Below are 13,319 nucleotides of genomic sequence, written 5' to 3'. Positions count from 1 at the left end.
AAAAGCGGTTTTTGGTTGAAACGAAGGAAACAAAGTGGGTCAGGCAATGGGCCGGCCGCCCGTTGCGCCGTAAATCATGCCCGTGATGTAACTGCCTTCCTGCGACGCCAGCAGGACGTAAATAGGGGCCAGCTCGATGGGTTGGGCCGCCCGCCCAAAGAGCGAATCCTCCCCAAAGCTTTTGGTTTTGTCTTCGGGCATTGTCGCCGGAATCAGGGGGGTCCAGACCGGCCCTGGTGCCACGGCATTGACCCGGATGCCTTTTTCGATGGCTTCTTTGGCGAGCGATTTGGTGATATTGGCGATGGCGGCTTTCGTGGCGGCATACGCCAGCAAACTTGGTTCGGGCTGATAGGCCTGAATGGACGAGGTATTGATGATCGAACTACCCGGTTTCAGGTGCGGCCAGGCGGCCTTGCACAAATAAAACAGGGCGTGAATGTTGGTCCGGATCGTCTGATCGAATTCCGCCGAACTGATGTCCAGAAACGAGCTGTGCCCCATCTGAAAAGCCGCGTTGTTGACCAGAATATCCAGCTGCCCGAATTCGTCGATAGCCTTTTGAACTACGTCCTGGCAATGGCTTTCCTCCTGAATATCACCCCGAACGGCAAAGCCTTTCCGGCCCGCTTCTTCCACCAGCCGCACGGTTTCCTGCGCATCCTGGTCTTCATTCAGGTAAGAGATCAGCACATCGGCACCTTCGCGGGCAAACGCCAGCGCCACGGCCCGCCCGATTCCGCTGTCGCCCCCGGTGATGAGCGCTTTGCGGCCGGTTAATTTACCGCTGCCCTGGTACGATGTTTCGCCGTGATCCGCTTTGGGATTCATCCGGGCATCGGTGCCGGGATGGTCCTGAGCGGGCTGTTCATACGGCGGTTTGGGATATTGGTGACGGGGATCCTGAAGAGTTTGCATACACGTTGAAAAAGTAAATAGGATGAGTTTCACCCCAACCCCCTTAAAAGAGCCCCAAAACAGGTGAAAGAAAGCTCCTTCGGGGGGTTAGGAATGAAAGAATAAAACCGCAGCCGTTTTCTGGCAGGGAGCTTACGCCCTGCCGGGTTTGAGAACGACCTTGGTGCAATCGTCTTCTTTATGCTTGAAAATATCGTAGGCCCGCGAGGCTTCCGACAGCGGCAGCGAATGCGAGATGATATCATCGAGCACCACTTTTCCCTGCACCACCAGATCCAGCAACTGGTCGATCCGTTCGTGGACGAAAGACTGCCCGAACCGCATCGTAATGCCTTTGTCGAAAATGCGGTGAATCGGGAAATTGTCGTACGGACTGCCATAAACGCCCACCACCGGCACAATACCGCCCCGGCGCACGGCCTGAAAACAGAGTTCCATCACCTTGGGCGTGCCTTTTTCAAAATTGACGACGGCCTTGGCTTTTTCCAGAAAACTCCGTTCGGCTTCCATCCCGACCGCATCGACGCACACATCGGCGCCCCGGCCGCCGGTCATTTCCCGAATGGCTTCGATCACATCGACTTCGTTGGGGTTGATGGTTTCCACCTTGTTGACGCGTTTGGCGCGTTCCAGCCGGTAGTTTACCGGGTCGATGGCTATGACGCGACCGGCGCCCTGCAACCAGGCGGCTTTCTGGGCCATCAAACCCACCGGGCCGGACCCGAAAATGGCTACGGTTTCGCCCCCTTTCAACTCGCCCCACTCAATGGCGCTCCAGCCCGTCGGAAAAATATCCGTCAGGAACAGCACCTGCTCATCGGTCAATTCTTCCGGAACGTGGCGCAGGCCGTAGTCGGCATAGGGCACCCGCACGTATTCGGCCTGCCCGCCGTTGAACCCGCCGTACAGATCGGTGTAGCCGAAGAGCCCACCGCCTTTTTCGGTCAGCATGCCACCGTCGGGACCGTAATGCTCCGGATTGGAATTTTCGCAGTGCATCTGAAAACCGTGTTGACAGAAATAACACTGCCCGCAGGCCACCGTGAAGGGCACAATCACGCGGTCGCCCTTTTTAAGGGTGGTCACCTCCGAACCGACCTCTTCCACGATGCCCATAAACTCGTGGCCGAGCACCTCGTTGTTCAGTTGCGGAATAAAACCGTCGTAAATATGAAGGTCCGAACCGCAGATGGCGGTGGACGTGACGCGGATGATGGCGTCGCGCTTCTGCTCAATTTTGGGATCGTCGATGGTTTCGACCCGAATGTCACCGATTTTGTGAAAAACTGCTGCCTTCATGGATGGAGTCGATCATGTTTAGCAATACCTCAATCGTTATTAACCCGAATAAAGAAAAGGAGTTGGAAACCGGCCGGCCTGGTGAGGGAACGGCCAGCACTCAGCGGCCTTTCTGAACGCACCAGCCGGCGGTTTTTATTTGAATGCTTCTTTCAGTTGATCTGCCGCAAAATTCTGCGCCTGCTCCGCTTTGGAAACCAGGGCGTTGGTACCGAAAAATTCGTGCGTAACGCCTTCATAATACTGGTAAGTGACTTTCACCTTGGCATTCGTGAACGCATCCCGCAGTTGTTGTCCTTCGGTCAGCAGCGGATCGATCTGGGCGGCAATGATCGTAGCCGGTGGCAAACCGCTCAGATTGGCCTTGTCCACGAGCGAAATCAACGGACTGTTGCCATCTTCCATGGTTTTAAAATACTTATCCACAAACCATTCGACCAGCGGTTTATCCAGCGGTTTGGCGTTCTGGTATTTGATGTACGATTCGGTCGTCAGGTCGTTATTCGCCACCGGATACACCAGCAACTGGTGCAAGGGGAGGGCAATGCCGCTGTCGCGCGCCATCATGCAAACGCCCACGGACATGTTTCCGCCTGCACTTTCGCCCGCAACCGCTATTTTGGCCGGGTTGCCACCCAGCGAAGCCGCGTTCGCTTTCACCCACTTATACGCCTGGTAACAATCGAGGTGCGCCGTGGCAAACTTGTTTTCGGGCGCTTTGTGGTAATCGACGGCCACCACAATGGCGCCCACTTTTTCGGCCAGCCCCTTCGCCGACGCTTCATACACCTCCGGACTGGCAATCACCCAGCCGCCCCCGTGGTAATACAGGATCACCGGCAACGGCCCCGACGCATTAGCGGGCTTGTGAACCACCGCCCGAATCGTGAGCGAACCCGGAATGAAAATCTCGCTGGATGTGACGTTGGGCATGGGCGGCTGCATCCCTTTTTTCTTCAGCACCGACAAAACCGCATCTTTCACCGACGGTTTTTTGCGGGCTTCCTCCGGCGTAAGTTTCCAGAGGGGCTCTGGATTCAGCAGGAGTAATTCGTCGATGACTTCCTTCATCTGCGGGTCAAGTTCCGCCATCCAGTCGACGGGCGCCAGCGAAGGAGGGGGCTGGTGATCCTGCAAACAGGAAGCCAGTGAGGTCAGCAGGAAAACCAGCAATCCGTAGACACTGGCTTTCGTTCTTTTCGGCATGGACAGAAAATTCGTTGTCAAATAGCGTGTGTTCAACTTTTTCATAAAACGTCGTTTGTGATATTAGTTAATCACTTTACGCGCGCGGGGTCGGTTCTGGATTTGATTCGGGTGAATAGTGAGGATCTGGCCCTAATTGAGCCTCAAATGAAACTTTTTGAGGGAAACGTGGTTAAGCCAAGTCGGCCGGATTCTGTACCGAAGCGTTAGTGCCGAAAGCGGCTAGGGCCAGGTCAGGCGCTTTGAATCCGTACGGTTTTAGAAGTCTTGCGGGTTTCCGGGCAGCGTAACTTGCACCGGGTTATTGCGGCTGATCCAGCCCGGCGCTAAGGATCGGTAAAAAACCGGGAACCGTCGTAATCGGCCGGATTATATTTGAAGTAGCTTTTAAGGTCGATCAGAAAACCGTCGAACCAGTTGAGTATAAAAGCCAGCAGAGAAGAAATTTACAGAAAAATGGTGAATGTAAAATGCTGAATGGCGAATGTAAAAGTTCTGGAGAGAAACCCTTTTACATTCGCCATTCAGCATTTTACATTCACCGTTCCCTTTTTACTTTTTCCGCCGAACGTAGACGTTGTTGCTGATCGACTCCAGCCGCACTTCCGGTCCACCGCCGTTGACGGTTCCTTCGAGCAAATAACCGACGATCGGGTTTGATTGCTTTTTGGTTTTGAGGTCGATGTTCAGATCGGAATACACTTCGCCCGTGATGGTTTTCAGGGCCAGATTCGCGCCTTTCGCTCCGGGCCAGTTCAGGTCCACAAAACCGCTGATGGTTTTGGCAAAAACCGCTTCGGTGGCGCCTTCAATGTCGATGTTTCCGTTGATGGTTTCCAGCCGCAGTTTCGCCTGGCGGGGGAGCATGACCTGATACTGGATGGTGCTGCAAACGTAATAGGTCTGCCCGTTCATTTCCGTGCGCCAGGTCGATGGCTTCTGCTTCTGGTCGGGACAATCCTCGGCCTTGCCCTGTTTGAGTATTTCGCGGTCGAAGTCGGTTTTAAGAGTGATTTCACCCGCCGTCGAACCGGATTCCACCAGCAGGGCGTCGTTCAGCTTTCCGCTGTTGATCGTAACCGCAATCCGGACCGACACTTCGGCTTTGTCCCAGTACCGGACCCGGATGCTGTCGGCAAATTTCAGGTTCAGGTTGACCAGTTGCGCGGGCGTGAACGCGATTTTTTTCTCGATAATTTTCTGAGCGAAGGTCGGGCTGGCGAGCAAACCGGTCAGGAGGAGGAATAGAAGTTTTTTCACGGTCGTATTATTTTTGCTTCCGGATGTAGATGTTGCTGCCGATCGTATTGAGCTGAATTTCAACGCCCCCGCCATTGGTCGAGCCTTCTATGTTGCGGGCTCCGCCCACTTTTGACAAACCGTCTCGGGCGCTTTTCAGACCCAGATCAAAATCCGTGTACATTTCGCCGTCGATCGACCGCAGCTTCATGTTGGTTTTGGCGTTGGCGGGCAGGGTAACATCCACGTCTCCCGAAATGGTGGTGATGGAAGTCGGTTTTTCCTGACTCAGGTTCGCAAACACGACGTTCACCTCCCCGTGGGTGGTGTTGGCAACCACCGGACCGCTTACATTTTTAAGCGTAATGGGCGAGTTGGTCGTTTTGATCTCCAGGTCGCCGTCTACGTTGCTGATCGTCACCGAACCGTTCCGCCAGTTGACCTGCCGGATCAGAATAGAGGCTTTGCGGGGCACCCGAAGGGTGTAATCAATTTCTTTGCGGGTGGCTTTTTCGATTTTCAGGCCCGCATTGTCCGGCGTAACCGCCAGCCCGATGCCCGAATTATCGACCGCCGAATAGTACAGCGGCTTGAGGCCCTTGGCGCGTTCCGGGGGCGCATCCAGCCCCGTCGATGCCCGGATGCTCACTTCGTCGCCGTCGTAGCCTTCGATTTTAAAATTACCGGCGTCCATTTCGAGGGTCAGTTTCCGGTCTTTGGCATTGCCGAGTTTGGCTTTGTATTCCTGCGCCTGGGTTTCCAGCATACAGCATAAAGCCGTGGCAATCAGCAGTGTGATCTTTCTCATTCTCATTGGTTTGGTCTAAAAGTGAAATCGGAGAAATCAGGAAGCCGAAGGGTTTTTGGGCTGGGTCAGCCGGCTCAGCCCTTCTTCGGCTTTCAGGCGGACCACCTCCAACACCTGCCGGTTTTGGGCCAGGCGCTGTATTTCGGTCACCGCCCGTTTTTCCTGAATGGAAACCAGCGCTTCGATCAGCATAATCTGGACGTACGGATCCGTCTGAATTTTAAGCGACTGGATCAGCGATTCGCGGACGCCGGGTTCGTTCGGCAGTCGCATCAGCGCCTGACAAGCCGCCAGCCGGACGTTGATGTTATCGTCGAAATTCAGGGTGTTGACGAGCAGTTGCGTAATGTCCTGACTGGTTTCCGGAAGTTCCGACGATTGATTCACGGCCTGAATCCGTTCGCTGGCCGAGGTTTGCGCCATCTGGTTGAAATCCAGCGCCTTTTTAATCGCCACCGCCGACGTGTTATCCGGCCCGGTCGGGTCAACAGTCCGGTTGCTGTAGTACAAGCCGCCCACAAAACCGCCCGCCAGCAGGGCCACACTGGCCGCCAGCCGCAAACTCCAGGTGCTCAGGCTCCGAAACCGGCCCGGTTCGAGTTGGTCGTTCAGCCGCTTGTGAAACCCCAGCGACGGTTGCTCTTTCCGGTTTTCGGCAAAGTAGCGGAACGGCCCGGCCTGGTTCTGTAAGGGGGCGGGCACCGCGTCGCCGTTGAAAAAATCCCGCAACTGCTTTTCCTCTTCCAGCGTCGTTTCGCCGGCGTAATATTTCTCCAGCAGCTTTTCAATATCCTGCTTCATAATCGTTCATCTTTAGGTAACTGTCCCGCACACGTTGCCGGGCTCTCGACAGAATCACCCGAATGTTGTTGATGGTCAGTCCGGTTACTTCTTCAATTTCTTCAAACGAATACTCCTCCACATCCCGCAGGTGCAGGATGAGTTTCTGCGATTCCGGCAGTTCGGCGATGATGCGCTGGATCAGGGCTGCGCTGTCTGATAATTCGGTCTGCTCATACGGCGAAATCCCGTGGGCCTGCGCGGACGTCAATTCCGCATCACCGTCGGTAGTCCGGTTGGCCAGGGATTTCAGCTTGTCGAGGCACAGATTTCGCGTCATCTGCACGGCCAGTGCTTCCACGCTGTTGTACGCATCCAGCTGTTGCCGTTTGGTCCAAAGCCGCATCAAAACCTCCTGCAACGTATCCTCGGCCTCTTCGCGGTTGCGCAGAAACAGTTTGGCCAGCCGAAAAAGCCGGCCCTGGACGGGGAGTACCTTTTGTTTGAAGGCTTGTAAATCCATTTCAATACCAAAGACGATTGCAACCGTCCTTCATTACAACAGGCGGTAAAAATTCTGAAATTTCTTTTCTCCCGGAAGCAAAAATGGGCAGGAGACCGAAACCGTTGTCTGGTTTATGGGTTGAAATTCATGTAACTACGCGAATCCTGCGTACCCTAATACGTAGAACTACTTGGTACTGAAACGTGAATAAGGGTTACTACTACGAAAAATTAAGGGAATTCTACCCGATTTTTGCCCAAATAAGACCAACTGACCATTCACCACTTGTAAGACGTTGATAAACTCCCTTATTTTGGCCCAAGTTTCACATCTAACTCATTCATACTAATGAAAAAAATTCTCTCCTCACTACTTGTGATGGCCCTACTGCTGGTCGGAACGCAGTCTTTTGCACAATATCAAAAAGGTGATAAATTATTGAACGCCGGTATTGGTCTGGGCGCTTACTACGGGGGCGGTGTTCCCATCGGTGCTTCGTTCGAAGTGGGTATAACCGACGAAATCAGCGTGGGTGCTCAGGCGGACTTTTATACCTGGAGTTACAATTATGGTTTCGGAGGTTCCGGGTATAGATATCGCTACACGTTCATTCCAGTGGCCGTACGCGGTTCGTACCACGTAAACGAATTGCTGAACCTGAACAACGAAAAACTGGATTTGTACGGTGGTTTGGCGCTGGGGTACTACATCTCAAGCTACAGCGATAATTCCGGTTTTTCCGGTTTTTACGATAACGCTTACGGAAACCGGGTCCTGTTTGGCCTGCACCTTGGCGGTCGCTACTATTTCAAACCCAATCTGGGCGCTTTTGCCGAGGTTGGTTACGGTGTAGCACCTTTGAAAATAGGGATCTCTTTCAAGTTTTAACAGCGAACAACAAACAGAAAACCCGCCGGGAGCAAGCTTCCGGCGGGTTTTCTGTTTAGTACCCAGAAAGGTCTGTGGCTTTTGGTCTAATAACCTTTCAAACTCTTCACGCCCATGTTCCACAGCGTGAAGGCGTGAATATCCGCCATCGTCTCGATGATTTTCCGGGTGTTGCTGGCTCCGTGACCGGAGTTGGTTTCGATCCGGATCAGCACCGGGTTCTGGCCTTTATAGCGCTCCTGCAACGTGGCCGCGTATTTAAACGAATGCGCCGGAACCACCCGGTCGTCGTGGTCGGCGGTGGTGATCATCGTGGCCGGATAACTGATGCCGGTTTTGATGTTATGAATCGGTGAGTACGCGTAGATGGCCTTGAACTCGTCGGCATTGTCGCTGCTGCCGTAGTCCGACACCCAGCCCCAGCCCACGGTGAATTTATGAAACCGCAGCATGTCCATGACACCCACCTGCGGAATGGCCACCCGAAACAAATCCGGCCGCTGGTTGATGACGGCCCCGACCAGCAAACCGCCGTTCGAACCGCCCCGGAGCGCCAGCTTTTGCGGGGTGGTGTATTTTTGCGCAATCAGGAATTCGGCCGCGGCAATGCAATCGTCGAACACGTTCTGTTTTTTGAGTTTCATGCCCTGCTCGTGCCAGGTTTCGCCGTATTCGCTGCCCCCGCGCAGGTTCACCATCGCATAAACACCGCCCTGTTCCAGAAACGGAATCAGCAACGCACTGAAACCCGGGGTCAGGCTGACATTAAAACCGCCGTAGCCGTACAGCATCGTCGGGTTGCTGCCGTCCAGCTTCAGGCCCTTGCGGTAAGTCAGGAACATTGGCACCCGCGTGCCGTCTTTGCTGGTGAAAAAGACTTGTTTGGTCTCGTAGTCGGCCGGTTTGAAATCGACTTCGGGTGCCCGAAACAGGGTAGTTTTCTGCGTAGCGATGTCGTAGCGGTAAATCGTGGACGGAAACGTGAACGACGTAAACGTGTAAAAAACGAATTTGTCGTCGCGTTCCCCGCCAAAACCGCTCACGGTGCCCAAACCCGGTAATTGCACCTCATTCTCCCGCTTGCCGGTCAGGTCAAACACGGAAATGCGGGAGGTCACATCTTTGAGGTAATTGGCAAACAGTTTTCCCCCGGCCGTGTGAACGCCGTCGAGTTTCTCCGGTTTTTCGGGAATCAGGTCGCTGATGGCCCCGGTTTTTGGCGTGGACTTCGAGACTTTGTAATTCGGTGCGCCGTTGTTGTGGTACACCAGCAGGTCGTCGCCCACGTTGTCGATCACGGAATAATTGTATTTGAAGCCTTCGAAAAGCCGCTTAAATTCCTTGCTGCCGTCTTTCTGGTCCTTATACCAGATTTCGGAGCCGTCGGTTCCTTCCGAGATGTTCAGAATTAAAAACCGCTCATCCTCGGTCGTCTGCGCGAAGAAATACCGCAGCGGATGCGCTTTGTCTTCATACACCAGTTCGTCCTGCGCCTGCGGGGTGCCTTTCCGGTGGAAATACACTTTCATGAACTCGTTTTTCGACGACAGCTCCTGTCCGGCGACCGGCTGGTCGTAGCGGCTGTAGTAAAAACCGTCACCCTGCCAGGCTGCGCCCGTAAATTTCACCCATTCGAGTTTATCGGGCAGCGTCCGGAGCGTTTGCAGATCCATCACAAAAATTTCCTGCCAGTCGGACCCGGCTTTCGAGAGGGCGTACGCTGCGTAACGTCCGTCTTTCGACAAATTGAAGCTGGTCAACTGCGTGGTGCCGTCGGCCGAAAGTTTGTTGGGGTCGATCACCACTTCGGGCGTGCCCGCCAGCCCCTTCTGCCGGTAGAGCACCTCCTGGTTCTGCAAACCGTCGTTTTTGTAAAAATAGAACCAGTCGTTTTTGCGACTTGGTGCCGAATAGCGCGGATAATTGATGATCTGATCGAGCCGGGTTTCGAGTTGTTTTCGGTACGGAATCTGCTTCAGGTAACCAAACGTTACGGCATTCTGGGCTTTGACCCACTCACCGGTTTCGGCGGAGCGATCATCTTCGAGCCAGCGGTACGGATCGGCCACTTTGGTGCCGTGGTACTCATCCACCTGATCGGTTTTGCGGGTTTTCGGATAGGAAAGCGGGCCGGAAACCGCATTGGATTGGGCCAGCGCCCCGGAAATTTCAAGCATAAGCAACAGTGCAGTCAGAAACGATTTTGGCATCATCCGATAAAATTAGGTTAAGAAGAAAACAACTCAATAAGTTCAGCTCGCCGGAAAATACCGGCTTTTCTGCGGGAATCGGCCGGATTCACTAGGTAATAACCGGCAATAGGAATTAAGTAATAAAATAATTAAGGATTTATTACTAAAAAAGCGCGATTTGCGATAGTATTGTATCCTGGAAAACAACCGCATTTTGTCTTATAAAGCAAACATTTCGGTTAGTAATCAGTCGCTTGCCTTTTTGTTGGAACCCTAAATTACTGTAAACCACATCGTATGCAAAAAAATCTATTTTTCAACGTTGGCATTTTGTTGATGATTCTGTTCGGCGCGTCCAGTCTGCGGGCGCAGGTGGTGATTTCGTGGCCGCAGAACGGGATGGTTTTTCAGCGCGGGCAAGACAACAAGTCCAGTGTCAAAATCATTGTTACGTCAACAAACGGACAGGCCATTTCGTCCCTGCAACTGTTGTTTTATAAATATTCGCTGGCCGGGGGCACGCAGGGACCGCTGAACCCCGTCAGCGGCAGCTCCCAAAGCTGGACCAGCGTCGCCATTTCCGGCGCGGGCACCTGTCAGGTAACCGCCCAGCTCGACATGGCGGGCGGAATGTACAAAGTGCGGGCCAAAGACAATAGCGGGCGCGAAACCGCCGATGTCGATGTGGGCGTGGGCGAAGTATTTGCCATTGCCGGTCAGTCCAACGGCTCGGGCTACGCCAACGACGGCAATCCGGCCTACGAAACGGGCAACGCGACCTTCGTGCGGTTTTCCAACGAAAAAGACCAGAGCAACAATTTTCAGGGGTTTGAGCAGAACGACCCGGGCAAATGCCCCGGCTGTCCACCGTCCACCATCCATTTCCAGTGGTATTGGGGCGGTTTGGGCAACAAGCTGGTTCAGGCGCTCAACGTTCCGGTCTCATTTTACCAGACCGCCATGGCCGCCACCAGCGTGGTGGAATGGCGGAACAGCAGCCAGGGCCGGAACACGCCCTTCAGCAACGGGCAACCCCGGTATGTCAACGGGTTTCCGTACCGAAACCTGAAGAATCTGCTCAGCGGAAAGGCCCGGCAGACGGGCCTGCGGGCCATTTTGTGGCACCAGGGCGAGAGCGACCGGCGCGACGACCCCAGCAAATCGAATACGGCGCCGGAAAATTCGGGCGGTATTTTTCCGCGGGCAACCCGGTATTACGACCTGCGGACTAACGCCATCAACACCTCGGAAACCAATGAGGATGTGCTGAACGAACTGATCGGGCAAAGCCGGTCGGATCTGGGGGCGGAGGTTCCCTGGGTGATTGCCCAGGTCAGTCACCAGCGCGGCTTTACTGACCCGGTCGTGGTGGCTGGCCAGGTTAAAGTAATTGGCTACAACACGCACCAGACGGACAATCCGGCGGCTCCGCCCAAAGCGTTTGGCGATCCGTTTACGTCGCCCTACGGCCGGAGCAACATCTTTACCGGACCCAATACCGACCAGTTCGGCAGCGCATTCCGGCTGGCGGACCCCGATAAAACCCACTTCAACACCCAGGGCCAGAGCCTCGTAGCGACCGAATGGAACAAAGCCCTGACGGCAGCGTACAATGGGCAAACTTTCTTCGCCAGTTCGCAGCCGATGCTGAACAAAGGCGAAACCAGCGGGGTAAGCCCGGTTTCGTGTACGCCGGCGGCAAGCTGCAATTTTGCGGTCAGCACCCCGGCCCTCAGTGCCAGTTGCAATGCGGGGGTCACGCTGACGGCGGGTTGTTCGGGCAGCGATTGCGGAGGGGTGAGCTATGCCTGGAGCGGGAATGGCGTCAGCCAGAGCGGCTCATCGGTCGGAATAACCGCCCCCGGCACGGCCGGTACGTATAGCTATACCGTAACGGCTACCAAAACCGGGTGCAGCAGCCAGACGTCCGTGCTGGCGCTGACGGTTTCCTGTACCACCAATCCGCCGGTGGTGACGGGCAATTTCGACGGCTATCTCTACGGCGCTGACTGCGAGACGTTTCGGGGCTGGGCCTGGGATGCCAACAGAAAGAATACGCCCATTTCGGTGGATATTCTGGATGGAAACACGGTTATTGCCACGCTGACCGCCGATGAGTTTCGGCAGGATTTGCAGAACGCGGGCAAGGGCGACGGTCGGCATGCGTTCCGGTACACGATTGACAACCGCCTGAAAAACGGCCAGAAACACACGCTGTCGGCGCGGGTTACGGGCAGCACGTTCGTTCTGAAAAGCGGACCGAAAGTCATTGAGTGTCAGGGTACGGGTACTCCACCACCGGCCAACAACCCCCCGCAGGCCCCGGCCGTAACGCTGGTGGCTGCCCAGCAGGGCGTGTCGTACTCCACCACCCTGCCGGTTTTCACCGATCCGGACAATGAGGCACTGACCTACAGCTTGTCGCCTTTGCCGGGCGGTTTGAGTTTCAACGCCGGAAATCGGGTGCTGAGCGGTTCGCCCACCGTCAACGGCACGTTCCCGATGACCTATAAAGCGACTGACCCGCGCGGAGGCAGCGGCACCGTTACGGTGAACCTGACCATTCAGGCGCCAACAACCCAGCCGCCATCGTCGACCACGGTGACCGGCAACTTTGAAGGCTACCTGGATAAGGTGGAGTGCGGCACCATGCGGGGTTGGGTGTGGGATCGGAACAAACCGAACACGCCGATGACCATTGAGTTTTACGCGAACGGAACGCCCATCGGAACGACGGAAGCCAACATTTTCCGGCAGGATTTGCTCGATGCCAAGAAAGGAAACGGCGCCCACGCTTACAGCTTCAATACCCCGGCGCAGTTGAAAAATAACACCACCTACCAGATCAGCGCCAAAATCCAGAACAGCACCTACGTACTGAAAGGAGCGCCCAAATCGCTGACCTGCCCGGGTTCGGCGGCTCGCGTATCGGCGGGCGTCGGCGAAAACCAACTGATGGTGACGTTGCTGGGTAACCCGGTGGACGAAACCGTTGCGGTGGAAATCCGGGGTGCCGAGGGGCAATCGCTGCGGCTGCAACTCACCGACCTCAACGGCCGGGTGGTTGCGGAGCGGGACCTGTCCCGGGCCGGAGCCGTTGAGCACCAGCAGGTGGCGGTCGGCCGGCAACCGGCGGGTTTGTTGTTGCTGCGGGTCAGCAGCGGGTCGCAGGCCGTGATGCTGAAAGTAATCAAACGGTAGACCGGGTAGGACAAACGAGGATAGCGGTGAAACCGGAGAAAAGGTCAACTCTCCGGTTTCACCGCTATCCTCGTTTGTCCATTGGCACTCCTGGCTTCCGTTGAAACCAAAAACCGTATTGGTGACCCGAAAAACCATATCACCAGACGTTTCGTTGGCGGAAGAATGAATTTTGGAATGGCAATTGCGGGTCTGATAAATAGCCGCTAAAATAAGTTGTCGTAACAACCTGATTTGCAGGTTACCATTCTATCCACTAATTTACCATGATGTTTCCGGTTCG

Annotated in this window: 10 protein-coding genes; 2 read left to right on the top strand and 8 right to left on the bottom strand. The window is 54.9% G+C overall.

What is annotated here, in order from left to right; genetic code table 11:
- Nucleotides 1–39: 39 nt before the first annotated feature.
- The 7 genes from ACYVHX_RS14485 to ACYVHX_RS14455 all read right to left on the bottom strand — a co-directional run bounded on the left by ACYVHX_RS14485 (nucleotide 40) and on the right by ACYVHX_RS14455 (nucleotide 6,773).
- Nucleotides 40–918 (bottom strand): SDR family oxidoreductase, encoded by an 879-nt coding sequence (locus ACYVHX_RS14485; protein ID WP_460672367.1) that lies wholly within the window; start codon nucleotides 916–918, stop codon nucleotides 40–42.
- Between the two features lie 132 nt (nucleotides 919–1,050).
- On the bottom strand, nucleotides 1,051–2,217 hold the full coding sequence (locus tag ACYVHX_RS14480; RefSeq protein ID WP_460672366.1) for a zinc-dependent alcohol dehydrogenase: 1,167 nt from the start codon (nucleotides 2,215–2,217) through the stop codon (nucleotides 1,051–1,053).
- A gap of 135 nt (nucleotides 2,218–2,352) precedes the next feature.
- Nucleotides 2,353–3,423, bottom strand: a complete 1,071-nt coding sequence (locus ACYVHX_RS14475; RefSeq protein WP_460672365.1) for an alpha/beta hydrolase — start codon at nucleotides 3,421–3,423, stop codon at nucleotides 2,353–2,355.
- A gap of 552 nt (nucleotides 3,424–3,975) precedes the next feature.
- The gene (locus ACYVHX_RS14470) at nucleotides 3,976–4,683 is read right to left on the bottom strand and encodes a DUF4097 family beta strand repeat-containing protein (protein ID WP_460672364.1); all 708 of its coding nucleotides are present in this window, start codon (nucleotides 4,681–4,683) and stop codon (nucleotides 3,976–3,978) included.
- Between the two features lie 7 nt (nucleotides 4,684–4,690).
- A complete protein-coding gene (locus ACYVHX_RS14465; RefSeq protein ID WP_460672363.1) occupies nucleotides 4,691–5,470 on the bottom strand; it encodes a DUF4097 family beta strand repeat-containing protein in 780 nt (259 codons plus the stop codon).
- Between the two features lie 36 nt (nucleotides 5,471–5,506).
- Entirely contained in the window at nucleotides 5,507–6,271 is a 765-nt protein-coding gene (locus tag ACYVHX_RS14460; RefSeq protein WP_460672362.1) for a HEAT repeat domain-containing protein, read from the bottom strand.
- On the bottom strand, nucleotides 6,255–6,773 hold the full coding sequence (locus ACYVHX_RS14455) for an RNA polymerase sigma factor (protein ID WP_460672361.1): 519 nt from the start codon (nucleotides 6,771–6,773) through the stop codon (nucleotides 6,255–6,257). Before ACYVHX_RS14455 ends, ACYVHX_RS14460 begins: the two co-directional genes overlap by 17 nt.
- Before the next feature lie 330 nt (nucleotides 6,774–7,103).
- Here ACYVHX_RS14455 and ACYVHX_RS14450 point away from each other — a divergent pair, with 330 nt between their 5' ends.
- Nucleotides 7,104–7,643 carry a hypothetical protein gene (locus ACYVHX_RS14450; RefSeq protein WP_460672360.1) on the top strand — a complete coding sequence of 180 codons (540 nt, stop codon included), beginning with the start codon at nucleotides 7,104–7,106 and terminating at the stop codon, nucleotides 7,641–7,643.
- An 86-nt stretch (nucleotides 7,644–7,729) separates the two neighbouring features.
- Here the strand turns inward: ACYVHX_RS14450 and ACYVHX_RS14445 are convergent, their stop codons facing one another.
- A complete protein-coding gene (locus tag ACYVHX_RS14445; protein ID WP_460672359.1) occupies nucleotides 7,730–9,820 on the bottom strand; it encodes a prolyl oligopeptidase family serine peptidase in 2,091 nt (696 codons plus the stop codon).
- A 312-nt stretch (nucleotides 9,821–10,132) separates the two neighbouring features.
- Here ACYVHX_RS14445 and ACYVHX_RS14440 point away from each other — a divergent pair, with 312 nt between their 5' ends.
- A complete protein-coding gene (locus tag ACYVHX_RS14440) occupies nucleotides 10,133–13,036 on the top strand; it encodes a putative Ig domain-containing protein (protein ID WP_460672358.1) in 2,904 nt (967 codons plus the stop codon).
- Nucleotides 13,037–13,319: the final 283 nt, after the last annotated feature.

Source organism: Larkinella ripae (assembly GCF_054780775.1).
This window is presented reverse-complemented; position numbering and strand designations above follow the sequence as displayed.